This window comes from Rhizobium sp. BK313, from assembly GCF_014193655.1.
Classification (GTDB): Bacteria; Pseudomonadota; Alphaproteobacteria; order Rhizobiales; family Rhizobiaceae; genus Rhizobium.
This window is the reverse complement of sequence record NZ_JACHZQ010000008.1, coordinates 269,370-286,818: the sequence shown is the minus strand read 5'-3', so window position 1 is coordinate 286,818 and position 17,449 is coordinate 269,370. Positions and strand designations below refer to the sequence as shown.

The window sequence follows — 17,449 nt, the reverse complement described above, 5'->3', positions numbered from 1 at the left end:
GGGTTGCGCAACAGCGTGACGCGTCTTTGAAGGCTGGAACGCTGCTTTCTAAGCGACCGAAGTTTTGACCAATCCTTCGGTGCCCCCCGTCGTGCCGCCTGATGTCTCGAAGTCAAAGAATTTCTGCGTGACGAGTGCCGCCGCGCCCCGTGCCCAGGAGTTATCCTCCCAATCCGGAAGTAGCGGAGGAGACGCGCGAAAGGTGTGAATGGCCATGGTCGATCTTAGTGGCCCGAAAAGAGCGTCCCAGAAAGACACGGCTTCACCGCCAGTAACAATCACTCCGATGGGTGTTTCGGCCGCGGAGGCCGAGGCGATGCAGGAGGCCGCGAAAACGGCTTGGGAAAGACCCGAACCAGGTCGCGCTCGCCTATGTGTTGCGTCAGCCCTGGCCAGTCATTCCGCTGATCGGTCCCCGTTCGTTGGCCGAACTCAATCACAGCCTCGAGGCCTTTGATATCCAGCTTTCTCCAGTGGAGGTGCGCTGCCTGAAAAATGGCTAAAGTGGTGCGTTTCCAGGAAGAGACATTCGCGTAAGATCGAACGACTGAACCAAATTCATGGCTTCCTCCACGATATTGGCAGTCGACGGCGCAGAGTGCTTAAATTTTCGCCCTCCTCTCTTGAAAACACGTCTTTGGAAGCCAGTTCAAATTTCACCGAACATTGGACAGCTTCGGCACCCGCTGGAGTGTTGTCAGGTCCGGGCAAGGGCGCATTGATCATCATCATTTGTCCTGGAGGAGAACATGACGTTCCGACCGCTTCACGATCGCATTCTCGTTCGCCGCGTCGAGTCTGAAGAAAAGACCAAGGGCGGCATCATCATTCCTGACACTGCGAAGGAAAAGCCGCAGGAAGGTGAGGTCGTTGCCATCGGCCCTGGCGCACGCAATGAGGCCGGCCAGATCCAGCCGCTCGATGTCAAGGCTGGTGATCGCATCCTCTTCGGCAAATGGTCCGGCACCGAGATCAAGATCGATGGTGAAGATCTGCTGATCATGAAGGAAAGCGACGTTCTGGGTATCATCGAGACCCAGGCGGCAGGCAAGAGGGCTGCGTAAGCGGTCTCCCTTCAACCATCAGTCAAAACGTTGCTGCCTATGGAGGAGTGAAAAATGGCTGCCAAAGATGTCAAATTCCACACCGATGCCCGTGACCGTATGCTGCGCGGGGTGGATATTCTTGCCGACGCGGTCAAAGTGACGCTCGGTCCGAAGGGCCGCAACGTCGTGATCGACAGGTCATTCGGTGCCCCGCGCATTACCAAGGACGGCGTCACCGTCGCCAAGGAAATCGAACTGGAAGACAAGTTCGAGAACATGGGCGCACAGATGTTGCGTGAAGTCGCCTCCAGGACCAGCGATATCGCGGGCGATGGCACGACAACCGCGACCGTGCTTGCCCAAGCCATCGTTCGCGAAGGAGCAAAGGCGGTCGCTTCAGGCATGAACCCGATGGACCTGAAGCGCGGTATCGACCTCGCCGTCGACGCCGTTGTCAAGGAACTGAAGACCAATGCCCGCAAGATCTCCAACAATTCCGAAATCATTCAAGTCGGCACCATCTCTGCCAACGGTGACCCAGAAATCGGACGTTATCTCGCAGAAGCGATGGAGAAGGTCGGCAATGAAGGCGTGATCACCGTCGAGGAAGCCAAGACTGCCGAAACCGAACTCGAGGTCGTCGAAGGCATGCAGTTCGACCGTGGCTATCTCAGCCCTTATTTCGTGACCAACCAGGACAAGATGCGGGCGGAATTGGAAGAGCCTTATATCCTGGTTCACGAGAAGAAGCTGTCGAACCTTCAAGCCATGCTGCCGATTCTCGAAGCGGTCGTCCAGTCGAGCAAGCCGCTCCTCATCATCGCCGAAGACGTCGAAGGCGAAGCGCTCGCGACGCTCGTTGTCAACAAGCTGCGCGGTGGCCTCAAGATCGCAGCGGTTAAGGCTCCGGGCTTCGGCGATCGGCGTAAGGCCATGCTGGAAGATATCGCTATCCTGACGGGCGGCACCGTCATTTCCGAAGATCTCGGTATCAAACTGGAAAACGTCACGCTCAATATGCTCGGCCGCGCCAAGAAAATCGTTATCGAAAAGGAAAACACCACCATCATCGATGGTGCCGGATCGAAGAGCGAGATCGAGGGTCGTGTCACGCAGATCCGCGCCCAGATCGAGGAAACCACGTCTGATTATGATCGCGAAAAGCTGCAGGAACGTCTTGCCAAGCTTGCCGGCGGCGTCGCTGTCATCCGTGTCGGCGGCTCGACCGAAGTCGAGGTGAAGGAAAAGAAGGATCGCGTCGACGATGCGTTGCATGCAACCCGTGCCGCGATCGAGGAAGGCATCCTGCCGGGTGGTGGCGTGGCGCTGCTGCGGGCGGTCAAATCACTCGACGGGCTGAAGACCGAAAATGACGACCAGCGCGTCGGCGTCGATATTGTCCGTCGGGCGATCGAAGCACCAGTCCGGCAGATCGCCGAGAATTCCGGCGCCGAGGGCTCGATTGTCGTCGGCAAGTTGCGCGAGAAAGCTGATTTCTCATTCGGCTGGAACGCTCAGACCAGCGAATATGGCGATCTCTACGCCATGGGTGTGATCGATCCCGCCAAGGTCGTGCGCACCGCGTTGCAGGATGCGGCCTCCATCGCGGGGCTTCTGGTAACGACGGAAGCGATGATCGCCGAGAAGCCGAAGAAAGATGCCGGTCCGGTCTTGCCTCCCGGCGCCGGAATGGATTTCTAAAGCTCCCCATGATGGCTCGCCCGGTTGGGCGGGCCACTATCCTTGTTTTCTTCGTACACTTGAACAACTGGCGCAGGGCAACACTGTTCCACAGATTTTGGGTTTACTCCCTACGGGCCGGCGCCGAAAAAGGCCATCCGGGTAAGCTCCGTATAGTGCGATTCCGACACCATCAGAGCGACGAAGACAAGCACCAGGACTGGCGGAACCAGGATGGCATAGATCAACGCCAGGCGTTCCCAGGCCATGTGCATGAAAACGGCAACGATCAGCCCCGCTTTCAGGATCATGAACAGTAGGATCAAGGACCATCTGAGATAGCCCTGAATGCCGAGATAGTCGACGAGGTAGGAGAAGGTGCTGAGGACGAAAAGCAGCCCCCAAACCACCATGTAAAGTTTTATCGGATGCTGCTGTCCGGAATGTGCCTGCGCCTGTGCCATGATGCCATCCTCACCACAGATAGAAGAATGCAAAGATGAATACCCAGACCAGATCGACGAAATGCCAGTATAATCCCGTGATCTCGACGATCTCATAGTTGCCTTTGCGGCTGGTGAAAAAACCCCGTCTTTCCTGATCGAAGTCTCCCCGCCACACCTTGCGTGCCATGATCAGAAGAAAAAGGACCCCGATCGACACGTGGGTGCCGTGAAAGCCCGTGATCATGAAAAAGGACGAACCGAACTGCGCCGCCCCCCATGGGTTCTCCCAGGGGCGGACTCCTTCCCTGATCAGTTTGGTCCATTCGAATGCCTGCATTCCGACGAATGTCGCGCCGAGAACGGCCGTCGCCAACATCAGTGCGGCGGTCTTGCGGCGATCATGGCGGTAACCGAAGTTGACGGCCATGGCCATCGTGCCGCTGCTGCTGATCAAGACGAAAGTCATGATGGCGATCAGGATCAGCGGGATTTCCTTGCCTCCGATCGTCAGGGCGAAAACCTCGCTGGGATTGGGCCAGGGGACGGTGGTCGACATCCGCGCCGTCATATAGGCCAGCAGAAAACAGCCGAAAATGAAGGTGTCGCTCAGCAGGAAGATCCACATCATCGCCTTGCCCCAGGAGACGTTCTTGAACGCCCGCTGGTCCGATGACAGATCAGCCGCGACGCCGCGCAGTCCCACGGGCCGCAGAAGTGGATCGCTTGTCGGTCTTTCTATGGATTCGGTCATCATCGAAACTCCTCAGGTGACCAATTGACGGCAGAGATCGACGAAACTATTTGCCCAGCCGGCAAAGAGCGCAAAAAGGATGAGCCAGACAACGAGCATGAAATGCCAATAGATGGCGCAGAGATCTACGCTCAGGCGGACTTTCGCGAGCATTGGGCTGGCCCGGGCGCGGATTGTCGTCCGTCCGAGCACGAAAAGCCCGCCCAGAATGTGCAGGCCATGCAATCCGGTGATCATATAGAAGAAGCTGTTCGATGGATTGTCCGCCAGCAGATAGCCTGCGGACACCAGTTGCCGCCACGCCAGAACCTGTCCAGCCAGAAAGAGAACGGCCAGTGCGAATGCCACTGCAAGAGCCGTGTTCAGCATCTCGCTGCGGTCAAGCCTGGCTTCGGTTTTTGCCCATTGCAACGAGACGCTGCTGGCGGCAAGGACGGCCGTATTCACCCAAAGCAGTCGTGGGATCGGAATGCTCCACCAGTCGGTGCCGCTGAGGCGCGTAAGATAGGCGCTGATGAGGAGCGTGAACAAGGCGCCGACGACGGCGAGAAAGATGCCGAGACCGACTTTCGCCGTTGTCGCCGATGACCCTTGCATCTGCGGCGCATCGCCTGCCAACCCGGTTTCCAGCCAGGGTTTCGAGGTTAACCGCTGCTTCGCCATCCACCAGACGATTATGCCGGCGATCCCTGCCAGGAAGATCAGAATGGCGCTCATGAGAAGGCCCTTTCGGGCAGTCCGCCCGAGTCCGGCTGGTTCTGCGGCAGGAAGTCCTGTTCCGCTCCGGGGACACTGTAATCATATGGCCAGCGGTAGACGATCGGCAGCTCCTTGCCCCAATTTCCGTGAACAGGCGGCGTTTGCGGTGTCTGCCATTCCAATGTCGTCGCCCGCCATGGATTGCCGCCTGCCTGCCTGCCCCAGCGAAGGCTCCAGGCGAGATTGAACAGGAACAGAACTTGAGCTGCCCCGACGACCAACGCAGCGACAGTGATGTACATGTTCAGCGTATGTGCCGACGGCGGGATGAAGGCCGTTTCGCCCAGCTCGTAATAGCGGCGCGGCACGCCCATCAGGCCGAGGTAGTGCATCGGGAAGAAGATGGCATAGGCGCCGAGGAAGGTGATCCAGAAGTGGATATGGCCCATGGTCACGTTCAGCATGCGCCCCGTGACTTTCGGATACCAATGGTGGATTGCGCCGAAGATCACCAGGATCGGCGCGACCCCCATCACCATGTGGAAATGAGCAACGACGAACATGGTGTCGGACAAGGGCACGTCGACAACGACATTGCCGAGAAAGAGGCCGGTCAGTCCGCCATTGATGAATGTGACGATGAAGGCCAGGGCAAACAGCATCGGTAATGTCAGATGGATATCGCCGCGCCAGAGTGTCAACACCCAGTTGTAGACCTTGATCGCCGTCGGGACGGCGATGATCAACGTCGTGGTCGCGAAAAAGAAGCCGAAGTTCGGATTCATGCCGCTGACATACATATGATGCGCCCAGACGACAAAGCTTAGCGCTGCGATGATGAGGATCGCCCAGACCATCATCCGGTAGCCGAAGATATTCTTGCGTGCATGGGTGCTGATCAGATCCGAGACGATGCCGAAGGCAGGAAGTGCGACGATATAGACCTCCGGATGGCCGAAGAACCAGAACAGGTGCTGGAATAGGATGGGGCTGCCGCCTCCGTGCTGCAACTGCTGGCCCATCTCGACAATGGCTGGCATGAAGAAACTCGTGCCGAGCAACCGGTCGAACAGCATCATGACGGCGGCGACGAAGAGTGCGGGGAAAGCAAGCAGCGCCATGACGGTCGCGGTGAAGATGCCCCATACCGTCAGGGGCATTCGCATCAGCGTCATGCCGCGGGCGCGTCCCTGCAACACCGTGACGACATAATTCAACCCACCCATCGTGAAGCCGATGATGAAAAGGATCAGTGACGACAGCATCAGGATGATGCCCCAGTCGCGCCCCCCCGGTGTCCCCGACAGAAGAGCCTGCGGCGGATAGAGCGTCCAGCCGGCACCCGTTGGCCCGCCGGGCGCGAAGAAGCCGACGACCAACACGATGACTGCGAGCAGATAGAGCCAGTAGCTCAGCATGTTCGCATAGGGAAACACCATGTCGCGCGCGCCGAGCATCAAGGGGATCAAATAGTTGCCGAAGCCACCGAGGAACAGCGCCGTCAGCAGGTAGATCACCATGATCATGCCGTGCATGGTGATGAACTGATAATAATGTTCCGCGTCGATAAAAGAAAAATAGCCGGGAAACCCGAGCTGCAGGCGCATCAGCCAGGACAGCACCAGCGCTACCATGCCGATCGCGATGGCGGTCAAAGAGTACTGAATGGCGATGATCTTGGCATCCTGGCTGAAGACATATTTCGTCCACCAGCTTTTCGGGTGATAAAGCTCCACATCCTCGACTTCAGCGGGTTGGATAACCCGCTCAGTGCCGGATCCGATGTCGACCATATTCCATCCTCCCTGTTCCCTGCTATGCGGCCTCCTCCTCAGGTGCGCATGGCACTTACTTTTCCGCCGACGCCAGCGACTTCGAGAAAGTCGGCTGTTGCTGCAGCCAGGCTTGATAGGCAGTCTCGTCATCGACGACGACTGTGCCACGCATCTGCGGATGACCAACGCCGCACAATTCCGCGCAGAGAACCTCGAAGGTTCCAGTCCGCGTCGGGGTAAACCAAAAATAGGTGACCGTGCCGGGGATCATGTCCATTTTGGCTCGGAATTCCGGCACGTAGAAATCGTGCAGGACATCGATCGAGCGCAAAAGCATCTTGACCGGCTTGCCGGCGGGCATATGCAGTTCGCCACCTTCGACGATGACGTCGTCCAGTCCCGCGGGATCACTCTTGTTCAAACCGAGCGGGTTGTCCGGAGTAACATCACGGGTATCCGCGCGGCCGAGCCGCCCGTCCGCCCCCGGCAGCCGGAAACTCCATTGCCATTGCTGACTGACGACTTCGACCTCGCTGGCATCGGCAGGGACCGTGACGAACTGTTTCCACACGAATAGGCCGGGCGCGAGCATTGCAGCCACCCCAATCGCGGTTCCCCCCGCGAGCCACCATTCCAACCGCTTGTTTTCGGGCTGGTACGCGGCTCGGTTTCCCGCACGGTGTCTGAAGCGGAAGACGCAATAGGCCATGAACAGCACGACCGCCGTGAAAACGAAGCCGGTGATCCAGAAGGTGATGACAATCGTGTGGTCGATGTAGCTCCAGTTCGAAGCGATTGGCGTCCACCACCATGGGCTAAGCAGATGGAACGCGATCGATCCCACCACCAGCAGAACGAGAATCAATACGACAGCCATCGGCTCCTCCCTGACCCGGCCGCGAACATTTCCACAATCCCATCGCGAAACGTTTTAGTATTATCTCATGAACGAGTCGGACGGGCAATTGCAACAACTGCAGCGGTTCATCCCGGCAAACCGCACGGGGCATAATGACGCCTTCGGTAGGATCGGCGGCGTCTGGTCGCTGAGCCGAACCTCGCCGATCCAACCGGCGACGCAGGAAACAACTCGTCCATATCGGGAATCTCACTGTTTTGAGTACTGCTTCAGATAGGCGATCAGATTGGTAATCTCGGTATCATCCTTTACCCCGACGAAGGTCATTTTCGTGCCCTTCACCTTCGCCTTAGGGTCGTGCAAATAGTCGCGCAGCGACGTCTCATCCCATACGAGGCCGGCCTTGCCAGCCTGCAGCATCGCCGGCGAATAGGCGAAATTCGGGTGTGTTCCGGCCGGTCGGCCGAACAGGCCGTTCAGCGAGGGACCGACCTTGTTCTGGTCCGTTTCGGCTACATGGCAGATGGCGCACTTCTTGAAAACGGTGGCCCCGGCGGCGGCATCGCCTTGCTGCGCGAGTGCGCCAAGCGGGGAAGCAATGGCAAAAAGCAGACAGATCGGAAGAAAACGGTAAGACATGGCAATCCTCATTCTCTTCATCGCTATCCCAACCAACGCGACTGCCATCTGGCAGTCGCAACGGCTTGGAGGATGATCCGGGGTAAATTTCATTTGCGATTTGAAGGCGTGCGGTTCGGATAGGCAGGAGCAATCAATTTTCGATACAAGTGCCAGGTCGAATGCCCGAGGATAGGCATGACGACCGCAAGACCGGCAAAAATTGGGATTGTGCCGACAACGAGCAGTGCTGCGACGATCAATCCCCAAAGTGCGACCGGCACTGGATTGGTAAGTGTGGCGCGTATGCTCGCGTCCACGGCTGCGACGGCGCCGACGTCCCGGTCCAGCAGTAACGGGAAGGTCACCACCGTCGTCGCCAATACGATTATCGCGAACACGAAGCCGGCTAAGTTCCCCCAAAGCATGAGCGAGTAACCTCGCGAGGTCGTCAGCACGTCTGACAGCAGGACGGATATCGAGGTCACGCCGGCTTCGTCGACGGTCATGGTGTAAATGAGCTGCGCAACGATCAGCCAGGCAACGAAAAGCGCCAAGAGCATGAGGCCGACCGCAATGATCGAGGGCAGTGCCGGAGAGTGACGAACCTCCAGTGCGTGATGCCACGAGCTATCCAATTCTTGTTCGCGCCGTCGGCTGATCTCGTAGAGGCCGAGGGCCGCGATCGGACCAACCAGGGCAAAGCCCGACATCAAGGGATAGAGCAGTGGCAGGAGGTCGGCACCGGAGCTCCACATGACCAGAAAGATGCCCGCTATCGGATACATGAGACAGAGAAAAACGTAATGGGATGGTTTCTCTCTAAAGTCGTCCAGTCCCAACCTCAGCGCATCGATAAGGTCCGCAACACCTATCTTGCGGACTTCCGGGCGTGCAAATTCGCCGCTCGCACCGGCCATGACATGGAATGCCGCCATAGCACCTCTCCTCCTCCACCATGGTCCGGCTGGCGGTGCAAAGACGCCCGGCAAATTTTTACCGACACGTCAAACCGCAACCGGTGGTCATAGATTTATCAAATCTTATTGCCTTTGTCGCCTATTCCTTAAATTAGATGTTCGTCATTTCTTGCATTGGGCTGGTTGAACTCAGAACGCGTGATTTCGAATAGCTTTCGCGGCGATCCGCTCGCCCGTCGTCCTTCAAGACATCACCAGCACTTTCGCTTTCGTGATCGCGACATTCAGTATTCAGATGAGGGCGGAGTTGAGCCGTGGGCGGCGCACGGCGGGCTCGTGCTAGCGCTCGAATGCTTCTTTCAAGCCGAAGCTCTTGCGTTCCCGCAGATCGAGATCTCCTTCGATATGCGAAATATGGTGGAGCATGAGATGGCAGGCCGTTTCTATATCCCTCCGCTCGATGGCGGCGATGATGTCGCCATGCTCCGCATGGCCACAACTAGAGGCACTCGATTGGCCGTAGAGCGCAATCACCAGCGACGAGCGGGCGACGAGCTCCTCCATGAAGCGCTGCATGATCAAATTGCCGGAGATCGAGGCGAGCATGAGATGAAAATCGCCGGATGCCTTGATCTCGGCGCGGCGTGCCGACTGGCCGCGCTCACTCATAAGCCGGCCTTCTTCGAGCAGGAGCTGCTTCAGGTGTTGAACCTGCGAGGGCGTGATCCTCTTCGCCGCCTCGCTGAGAATACCCGGCTCCACCAGACGGCGGGCGGCAAAGATTTGCCGTGCTTCGTCCGGAGAAGGATAGGCCACGAAAGCGCCGCGGTTTTTCTCGACGCGGACAAGCCCTTCATAGGATAGGGCCTGCAGAGCGGCGCGCGCCAGCGTCCGGCTGACCTTGAACAGATTGCCGACATCGCTTTCCGAAAGTTTCGTGCCCGGCGAAAGCCTGCGCTCGACGATCGCTTCACGAATGGCATCGCGGATCTGCTGTGCACCGGTTTCAGCGGAATCGTTGGTCTGGAGCGCGTCGGCTGTGGAATTCATGAAATCGGATACCTGATAATCGGCGGGATGATAGCCATCTTCGTCGCAAAAGTTAAACGGAATTTGTCGCGCAAACCCAGGCGTGATTGTATACGATTTAGTGCACGTATTGCGGACGAAAGCCTATTTCATGTGCAAACATGTATTTGCCTATCGCAAGGACATCCGTGGGAACTGCAGCAAAAACCCATGAAACACAAGGGGTTGGTGCAACGCAGCAAAACTGGCACGGCAGATGCATTGTCTTTCTCAAACAGAGGGAGACACGATGTCGAAAGCGGCAGAGATCGATATAGCATCCGTTTCGAAGGTCTATGGTACGACGACCGCCGTGCATGCGATCAGCCTGAAGATCCCGGCCGGTTCCTATTGTTGCTTTCTGGGTCCGTCCGGCTGCGGCAAGACGTCGACACTTCGCATGATCGCGGGCCATGAAAGCATCTCGTCAGGCGATATCCGATTAGGAAATATCGTTGTCACCGATTTTCCGCCGGCCAAGCGCGGCACGGCGATGATGTTCCAGTCCTACGCGCTCTTTCCGCATCTCGACCTCATCGACAACGTCGCTTTCAGCCTCAAGATGAAGGGCGTGGACAAGGACGAGCGTCGGGCCAAGGCGCTTGATATGCTGAAGCTGATGCAAATGGAGGCCTATGCCACGCGGCGTCCGGCACAGCTTTCCGGCGGACAGCAGCAACGCGTGGCGCTTGCCCGCGCGCTGATAACAGATCCCGAAGCCCTGCTGCTCGACGAGCCGCTGTCGGCGCTCGATCCGTTCCTGAAGATCCGCATGCGCGCCGAGCTGAAGAAGCTGCAGAAGACGCTCGGGATCACCTTCGTACATGTGACGCACAGCCAGGAAGAGGCCATGGCGCTCGCCGACATCATCGTCATCATGAACGACGGCAGGATCGAGCAGGCGGCTGCTCCGCGCCAAGTCTTCGAGCGCCCGGCAACGGCTTTTGTCGCCCGCTTCATGGGAGACCACAACGTACTCTCCGGCCGGGTGGCATCCAGTGAAAGCGGGATGCTGACGCTGACCGCCCCTGAGGGGCAGACTTTTTCCGTGCGCGGAACCGGCAGGGATGTGGGCGAGGCTATCGATATCGGCATCCGCACCGACCGCGTGCGCCTCCAGGAGGCCTCGGAAAAGACCCTCGGCTTCAACGGCATCGTCTCCAACATCGAATATCGCGGCGCGTCGGTGAAGATCACCGTCATCGGCGCGGGTAGCGACGACTTCACGGTCATCGCGAGCGACGGCGATTATTTCGCCAAACCCGTATCGGTCGGCGATGCGGTGTCTCTGAGCTGGGCCCTGGAGGATGCCATCCTCCTCGGCCGGGTTTCCGCATGAATCGTAAGCATCACAAAAAGGGGAACTGACATGACGACTGAAACGAAGACAACCAAGGCAGCAAAGGGAATCTCCCGTCGCTCGCTATTGAAAACTGGCGCTGCCGCCGCCGGCGCGATCGCCGGCTCCGGCCTCATCACCGGCTTTCCGACCATCTGGGCGCAATCGAACATCACGCTTCGCCAGTTCGGCACCGGCGTTTCGAACATCAATGCCATCGCCGAGAAGTGCAAAGCCGATCTCGGCATCACGCTGGAGATGACGGCAACCGACTCCGACGCTGCGGCCCAGCGCGCCGTCACCCAGCCGGATAGCTATGACATCGCCGACGTCGAATACTGGATCGCCAAGAAGGTGTTCCCGACCGGCGTCATGCAGCCGATGGACGTCAAGAAGCTCAAATACTACGACAAGATCGTGCCGCTGTTCATTAACGGCAAGCTGAAGCCGGACAGCGTCATCGCCCAGGGCACGGCCCCGCACACGGTCGGCTTCGTCGAAGCGCAGGGCTCCAAGAAATTTGCCAAGGAGCCGACGCAGTGGATGACGATGGTTCCGACCATCTACAACGCCGATACGCTCGGCATCCGCCCCGACCTGACCGGCCGCCCGATCACGAGCTGGGCCGATATTCTCGATCCCGCCTTCAAGGGAAAGACCGCAATCCTCAACATCCCGTCGATCGGCATCATGGATGCCGCGATGATCATGGAAGCTGCCGGCAAGATCAAATATGCCGACAAGGGCAACATGACGAAGGCGGAAATCGACAAGACGATCGACTTCCTGATCAAGACCAAGGGTGACGGCCAGTTCCGCGCCTTCTGGAAGTCCTTCGACGAGAGCGTCAACCTGATGGCGTCGGGCGAAGTGGTCATCCAGTCGATGTGGTCGCCGGCTGTTGCCGCCGTCCGTTCCAAGGGTATCGCCTGCACCTTCCAGCCGCTCAAGGAAGGGTATCGCGCCTGGGGCGGCGGCCTCGGCCTCGCCTCGCACCTCAAGGGCGCGCAACTCGACGCGGCTTACGAATACATCAACTGGTACACATCCGGCTGGGTCGGCGGCTATCTCAACCGTCAGGGCTACTACTCGGCCTGCATGGAAACCGCCAAGCAGTACATGTCGGCCGACGAATGGGGCTACTGGATCGAGGGCAAGCCGGCGCAGGGCGATATCCTGTCTCCGGAAGGCAAGGTCATGGAGAAGGCCGGCGCCGTTCGCGACGGCGGCTCGTTTGAAGCGCGCATGGGCGCAGTTGCCTGCTGGAACTCGGTGATGGACGAAGACCGCTACATGGTCCGCCGCTGGAACGAGTTCATCGCCGCCTAAGCATTGCTTCCCAAATCAATCCTCTCCCCGCAAGCGGGGGGAGGAAGCCGCTAACGGAGAGACCGGAACATGGCGACGATCACTTCATCAGAGACAGACCAGGCAGCACAGAAGGCAGGTGGTGGTTTCGGCGTGCCGCTATGGCTCGTCTCCTATCTGCAGGCAGCGCCGCTCTTCCTGATTTTGGGCTTCTTCTTCCTGCTGCCGATCGCGATGATCGGTGTCGTCAGCTTCTGGGACTATGATTTTGCCGGTCTCTATCCCGCCTTCCTGACCACGAACTACACCGACACGCTGGGATCCTGGGTCACCTGGAAGACCTATCTCAACACGCTGAAATTCACCGCCATCGTCTGGGCGCTGACGCTAGTGATTGGCTTCTGGGTCGCCTACTTCCTCGCCTTCCACATCCGCCGCACCTCGACGCAGATGATCCTTTTTCTCGTCTGCACTGTGCCGTTCATGACGTCGAACATCATCCGCATGATCTCCTGGATCCCGGTGCTCGGCCGCAACGGTCTTGTCAATTCGACCCTGATCCAGATGGGCCTCATACCAAAGCCGATCGAATGGCTTCTCTATTCCGATTTTGCCGTCGTGCTTGCCATGGTGCATCTCTACACGCTGTTCATGGTGACGCCGATCTTCAATACGCTGATGCGCATCGACCGCTCACTGTTCGAAGCCGCCCGCGATGCCGGCGCCAGCGGCTGGCAGGTCCTTTGGAACGTGGTGATCCCGCTTGCCAAGCCCGGCATGGCGATCGGCACGATCTTTGTCGTCACATTGGTCATGGCGGATTTTTCGACCGTGCAGGTCATGTCCGGCGGCCAAAGCGCCTCCATCGCGCTGATGATGAAAAACCAAATGTCGCTGCTGCAATATCCGGCCGCGGCGGCCAACGCGGTGGTGCTGTTGATCCTCGTCCTGCTGATGGTCTCCGCCATCCTGCGGGTCGTCGATATCCGCAAGGAGCTTTGAGATGAACCGCGAAAAGCGCAGCTTGGAATTCTATATTCTGGCGATCTTTTTCATTGTCTTCGTGCTGTTTCTCTATGGCCCCCTTTCGGCGATTCTCATCCTCTCCTTCCAGGGACCCGACGGGGGCCTGACCTTTCCGTTGAATGGCGTCTCGCTGCATTGGTTCGCGAACCTGTTCGAGAAGCAAGCGGTCGGCGATTTCGGCGCCTCGTTCCGCCGGTCCTTCATGCTCGGGCTGATGGTGATGATCGTCACCGTCGTCGTCTCGCTGCTGGCAGGCCTGGCCTTCCGCCGTCGTTTCCGCGGAGCGTCGCTGCTGTTTTATGCGACCGTTGCCAGTCTCGTGGTTCCGTCCATCATCATTTCTCTGGGCATCGGCGTCGTTTTCCAGCAGGGCGGCCTTCCTCCGGCCTGGTATTCCTCGGCTTTTGGCGCGCATCTGACCTGGACGCTGCCCTTCGGCGTGCTGATCATGTTCGCCGTCTTCAATCGCTTCTCGCCGGCTTACGAGGAGGCCGCGCGCGATCTTGGGGCGACCTCATGGCAGACCTTCCGCCACGTCGTGCTGCCGATGATCGCGCCCAGCCTGATCGGCGTCGGGCTTTTCGGCTTCACGCTGTCCTATGACGAGTTTGCGCGTACCCTGATGACGTCGGGCACCTACAATACGCTGCCCCTGGAAATCTACGGGATGACCACCAACGTCACCACGCCTGTGCTTTATGCGCTGGGAACGGTGACGACACTCTTTTCCTTCACCATCATTCTCGTGGCGCTCGGGATCATGGCCATGCTTGGCCGCCGGCAGGCCAAGAAAAGCTGAGATCATGCGTTTATTGCTCATCAATCCGAATACCAGCGCGTCCATGACGGAAAAGGCGGCGGATGCCGCCCGCGCCGTCGCTGCATTCGGGACGGAAATCATCGCCGCCACATCGCGGATGGGGCCGGCCTCCATCGAGGGATACTATGACGGCGCGCTTGCGGTTCCCGGCCTCCTGAGCGAACTCAAGGAGCAGCGGACGGCGGGTTACGATGCGGCGATCATCGCCTGTTTCGATGATACGGGTCTCGAAGCCGCACGAACGTTTTCGGATGTCCCTATTCTCGGGCTTTGCGAATCCGCCGTGGCGACAGCCGGCTTTCTCGCCCAGCGTTTTACGGTCGTGACAACGCTGGAGCGTTCGCGCGTTCTGATCGACAACCTCATCCAACGCTACGGCATGGGCGGGCGGGCTAAGGTGCGTGCCTCCGATATCGCCGTACTGGAACTCGAGGATGCCGCATCCGGCGCGATCGGCAAGCTGCGGGCGGAAATCGAACGGGCGCTCGATGAAGACGGGGCGGAGGCGATCGTGCTTGGCTGTGCCGGGATGACCGATCTTGCGCGCGAGCTGCAGGAGATTTACGGCGTGCCGGTAATCGATGGCGTCGCGGCGGCAGTCAAACAGGCGGAAGCTCTGGTGTCGCTTGGTCTCTCCACCAGCAAACGCGGCTCCTATGCCTCGCCGCTTCCGAAGCCGTTCAGCGGCGCGATGAGCGATTTCACCCCAATGCGAGCCTCCGGTTGAGCCATGACCGTTTCATTCGATTGAGGCATTGATCGAAGGGAGTGTGGCGAGCGGATGATCGTCGGTGACGATGGGGCGGCCGTCCTCACTCGATCACGGGCGCAGATCGGTGCTGGAGGCGCAGATCCAGATGGCGCAATTGCGCTTGTCCCTCGACGGCACATAGCTTTGTTCACCGAAGCCGTTACCAAGGCAAACATCGGAATTGGCGACGGCGCGTTCATAGAGCAGACCAGCGGAACTCCACGCCGCCGGATACTGCAGGATAACCGCACGGTTCGCCCGAACGAAGGATTGGATTTCGGCACACGACCTCGTGGCGGTTTGCAGCCGTTCGATTGCGGATGCGGGAGAGGCCGCGAGGACCGCGAGCGCGACAAGCGCGGTGATTTGAGCTTTCATCTGCGTTCTCCTTCTGGGACAGGCGAACTTTCCCACCGTTTCCATCGGCCGGCACCCCGTTCCTTGCTCTCAAACCGAATCATCTCCTTTTATGCGGCGTCTGTCACCATGGGTTGTCGAAAGCGCCATCCGCGATGGTCGCGTGCGGCTTTGCAACTCGACCGATTCGATTGTGGAGCAAGAACCGGAGTTTTGACCCCGCTGGATCAGCCTATCCCTTTGCTCAGGTCGTCGACCGAGATCGATGATCCCTGCTGGATACATCAAAAAGGAAATCCACATGAGCAAAGAAGAAGACAACAAGGCCATCGTCGCGCGCTGGTTCACCGAATTCTGGGGTGAGACCTGCAATCTGTCTGTCGTCGACGACATCGCCGCGCCAGAGATGCTGCTGAAGTACTCATTGCATGAGCCGCGCCGCGGCCATGACGACATCAAGGCCTTCATGACCGGCTTCCGCACGGCATTTCCGAACCTGAATTTCTGGGGCACTGCCGGCCTCATTGCGGAAGGCGATTATGTCGTCGGCCAGTGGGAAGGCGGCGGCACACATACGGGGCCGGCCTTTGCCGATTTCCTGGTTGGCTCGCTGCCGGCTGCGACCGGTCGCAAGATGCATTTTACCGGCACCACTATCCTGCGCATCGAGAACGCAAGGATCGCCGAGGAAATCGGTCTCGACGACGGAGTGACGGCGCTCACGCAGCTCGGCCTCATCAAGGCTGCCTGACGGAAGGTCGCCGCCCATCATCTTGGGCGGCGACCTTTGGGCGATCCTTGGTCATGCAGGAATCGGGTGGCTGTGAGCCTTTCCTGGTGCCACGAATGGCACGCTTACTCCGGATCAGATAGGGACGAATGAACCGACATGACCATGATGCTCAGAAACCGCACGGTCTTCCCAGAAAAGACGGTGGCCGATGATCCGCGTTGGGCACGCATCGTTGCCCGCGATCGGGCCGCAGATGGCCATTTCTGGTATTCGGTGGCAACGACCGGCGTCTATTGTCGGCCGTCCTGTCCGTCGCGAACCGCAAACCCCAAAAATGTGCAGCTGCATGCTACGCTCGCAGCTGCCAGAGCAACCGGCTTTCGCGCCTGTAAGCGATGCAATCCGGAGGGTCTTTCCGCCGACGGTGAGAACGCCGCAATCGTCGCGCGGGTGTGCCGCTTGATCGAAGAAAGCGAGGAAGAACCGTCTCTGAACGAACTGGCGGACGCGGTTGGACGAAGCGCCAGCTATTTTCACCGGCTGTTCAAATCGGCAACCGGCCTGACGCCCAAGGACTACGCCTCCGCGCGTCGTGCGGCAAAAGTTCGTGAGGGCCTTGCAAACAGCAACAGCGTGACGGAAGCGATCTACGATGCCGGGTTTAATTCGAGCGGTCGTTTTTACGAGAGGGCCACCGATATACTCGGAATGACGCCAACCCAATATCGGTTGGGAGGTGCCAATGAGGATATCCGTTTTGCGGTCGGCCAATCGTCGCTTGGCGCGATCCTGGTTGCGTCGAGCAGGAAAGGCGTTGCGGCCATTCTCCTCGGCAGCGATCCCGACGCGCTGGTGCGCAATCTTCAGGATCGTTTCCCCAATGCCAACCTGATCGGTGCCGATGGGGATTACGAGGCCCTTGTGGCGCGTGTCGTCGGCCTGGTGGAGGCACCAGGCCTTGGGATCGACTTACCGCTCGATGTCCGCGGCACGGCATTTCAGCAGCGGGTTTGGCAGGCGCTGCAGGAAATCCCTCCTGGCCAAACCGTCAGTTATGCGGAAATCGCCCGCCGGATCGGCTCGCCCAAAGCAGTGCGCGCTGTCGCTGGAGCATGTGCCGGCAATAGTCTGGCCGTCGCGATCCCGTGCCACCGGGTGGTGCGAAACAACGGTGCGCTTTCCGGTTACGCCTGGGGGGTAGAGCGAAAACGCGTTTTGCTTGATCGTGAAGCAACCCACGGCCACTGATATCC

At 59.0% G+C, this 17,449-nt stretch carries 18 protein-coding genes and 2 pseudogenes; 10 read left to right on the top strand and 10 right to left on the bottom strand.

Going from position 1 to position 17,449, the window contains the following annotated elements:
* Nucleotides 1–48: 48 nt before the first annotated feature.
* Nucleotides 49–282 (bottom strand): annotated as a pseudogene (locus FHT86_RS38280) (sugar kinase); the annotation flags it as partial.
* A 20-nt stretch (nucleotides 283–302) separates the two neighbouring features.
* On the opposite strand from FHT86_RS38280, the pseudogene FHT86_RS37690 reads away from it, so the two are divergent.
* From FHT86_RS37690 to groL, 3 genes and pseudogenes are all read left to right on the top strand, one after another.
* A pseudogene (locus tag FHT86_RS37690) lies at nucleotides 303–503 on the top strand (aldo/keto reductase); the annotation flags it as partial.
* Between the two features lie 246 nt (nucleotides 504–749).
* On the top strand, nucleotides 750–1,064 hold the full coding sequence (gene groES, locus FHT86_RS31785; protein WP_133710756.1) for a co-chaperone GroES: 315 nt from the start codon (nucleotides 750–752) through the stop codon (nucleotides 1,062–1,064).
* A gap of 54 nt (nucleotides 1,065–1,118) precedes the next feature.
* Nucleotides 1,119–2,747, top strand: a complete 1,629-nt coding sequence (groL, locus tag FHT86_RS31780) for a chaperonin GroEL (protein ID WP_133710757.1) — start codon at nucleotides 1,119–1,121, stop codon at nucleotides 2,745–2,747.
* Nucleotides 2,748–2,857: 110 nt separating this feature from the next.
* On the opposite strand, the gene FHT86_RS31775 is transcribed toward groL, so the two are convergent.
* The 8 genes from FHT86_RS31775 to FHT86_RS31740 all read right to left on the bottom strand — a co-directional run bounded on the left by FHT86_RS31775 (nucleotide 2,858) and on the right by FHT86_RS31740 (nucleotide 9,844).
* Nucleotides 2,858–3,190, bottom strand: a complete 333-nt coding sequence (locus FHT86_RS31775; RefSeq protein ID WP_133710758.1) for a cytochrome C oxidase subunit IV family protein — start codon at nucleotides 3,188–3,190, stop codon at nucleotides 2,858–2,860.
* 10 nt (nucleotides 3,191–3,200) lie between these two features.
* On the bottom strand, nucleotides 3,201–3,923 hold the full coding sequence (locus FHT86_RS31770) for a heme-copper oxidase subunit III family protein (protein WP_133710759.1): 723 nt from the start codon (nucleotides 3,921–3,923) through the stop codon (nucleotides 3,201–3,203).
* 12 nt (nucleotides 3,924–3,935) lie between these two features.
* Complete coding sequence (locus tag FHT86_RS31765) at nucleotides 3,936–4,640, bottom strand: cytochrome c oxidase subunit 3 (RefSeq protein ID WP_133710760.1); 705 nt, start codon at nucleotides 4,638–4,640, stop codon at nucleotides 3,936–3,938.
* Nucleotides 4,637–6,415 (bottom strand): cytochrome c oxidase subunit I, encoded by a 1,779-nt coding sequence (locus tag FHT86_RS31760; RefSeq protein ID WP_133710761.1) that lies wholly within the window; start codon nucleotides 6,413–6,415, stop codon nucleotides 4,637–4,639. Before FHT86_RS31760 ends, FHT86_RS31765 begins: the two co-directional genes overlap by 4 nt.
* 55 nt (nucleotides 6,416–6,470) lie before the next feature.
* The gene (locus FHT86_RS31755; RefSeq protein WP_133710762.1) at nucleotides 6,471–7,274 is read right to left on the bottom strand and encodes a cytochrome c oxidase subunit II; all 804 of its coding nucleotides are present in this window, start codon (nucleotides 7,272–7,274) and stop codon (nucleotides 6,471–6,473) included.
* Nucleotides 7,275–7,505: 231 nt separating this feature from the next.
* On the bottom strand, nucleotides 7,506–7,895 hold the full coding sequence (locus FHT86_RS31750) for a c-type cytochrome (protein WP_133710763.1): 390 nt from the start codon (nucleotides 7,893–7,895) through the stop codon (nucleotides 7,506–7,508).
* 89 nt (nucleotides 7,896–7,984) lie between these two features.
* Nucleotides 7,985–8,812, bottom strand: coding sequence for a DUF2189 domain-containing protein (locus tag FHT86_RS31745; RefSeq protein ID WP_133710764.1), 828 nt, complete (start codon nucleotides 8,810–8,812; stop codon nucleotides 7,985–7,987).
* A gap of 321 nt (nucleotides 8,813–9,133) precedes the next feature.
* On the bottom strand, nucleotides 9,134–9,844 hold the full coding sequence (locus FHT86_RS31740) for a GntR family transcriptional regulator (RefSeq protein ID WP_133710765.1): 711 nt from the start codon (nucleotides 9,842–9,844) through the stop codon (nucleotides 9,134–9,136).
* Between the two features lie 268 nt (nucleotides 9,845–10,112).
* Between FHT86_RS31740 and FHT86_RS31735 the strand changes: the two genes are divergently transcribed.
* From FHT86_RS31735 to FHT86_RS31715, 5 genes are all read left to right on the top strand, one after another.
* Nucleotides 10,113–11,201 carry an ABC transporter ATP-binding protein gene (locus FHT86_RS31735; RefSeq protein WP_133710766.1) on the top strand — a complete coding sequence of 363 codons (1,089 nt, stop codon included), beginning with the start codon at nucleotides 10,113–10,115 and terminating at the stop codon, nucleotides 11,199–11,201.
* A 30-nt stretch (nucleotides 11,202–11,231) separates the two neighbouring features.
* Nucleotides 11,232–12,530 (top strand): PotD/PotF family extracellular solute-binding protein, encoded by a 1,299-nt coding sequence (locus FHT86_RS31730; protein WP_133710767.1) that lies wholly within the window; start codon nucleotides 11,232–11,234, stop codon nucleotides 12,528–12,530.
* A 69-nt stretch (nucleotides 12,531–12,599) separates the two neighbouring features.
* Nucleotides 12,600–13,511, top strand: coding sequence for an ABC transporter permease (locus FHT86_RS31725; RefSeq protein WP_133710768.1), 912 nt, complete (start codon nucleotides 12,600–12,602; stop codon nucleotides 13,509–13,511).
* A gap of 1 nt (nucleotide 13,512) precedes the next feature.
* Entirely contained in the window at nucleotides 13,513–14,334 is an 822-nt protein-coding gene (locus tag FHT86_RS31720; protein WP_133710769.1) for an ABC transporter permease, read from the top strand.
* Between the two features lie 4 nt (nucleotides 14,335–14,338).
* Complete coding sequence (locus FHT86_RS31715; RefSeq protein WP_133710770.1) at nucleotides 14,339–15,082, top strand: aspartate/glutamate racemase family protein; 744 nt, start codon at nucleotides 14,339–14,341, stop codon at nucleotides 15,080–15,082.
* Nucleotides 15,083–15,175: 93 nt separating this feature from the next.
* Here the strand turns inward: FHT86_RS31715 and FHT86_RS31710 are convergent, their stop codons facing one another.
* The gene (locus FHT86_RS31710; protein ID WP_133710771.1) at nucleotides 15,176–15,484 is read right to left on the bottom strand and encodes a hypothetical protein; all 309 of its coding nucleotides are present in this window, start codon (nucleotides 15,482–15,484) and stop codon (nucleotides 15,176–15,178) included.
* 280 nt (nucleotides 15,485–15,764) lie between these two features.
* Here FHT86_RS31710 and FHT86_RS31705 point away from each other — a divergent pair, with 280 nt between their 5' ends.
* Nucleotides 15,765–16,214: an ester cyclase gene (locus FHT86_RS31705; RefSeq protein ID WP_133710772.1), complete on the top strand. Its 450-nt coding sequence runs from the start codon at nucleotides 15,765–15,767 to the stop codon at nucleotides 16,212–16,214.
* Nucleotides 16,215–16,352: 138 nt separating this feature from the next.
* Nucleotides 16,353–17,444: a bifunctional DNA-binding transcriptional regulator/O6-methylguanine-DNA methyltransferase Ada gene (ada, locus tag FHT86_RS31700; protein WP_133710773.1), complete on the top strand. Its 1,092-nt coding sequence runs from the start codon at nucleotides 16,353–16,355 to the stop codon at nucleotides 17,442–17,444.
* Nucleotides 17,445–17,449: the final 5 nt, after the last annotated feature.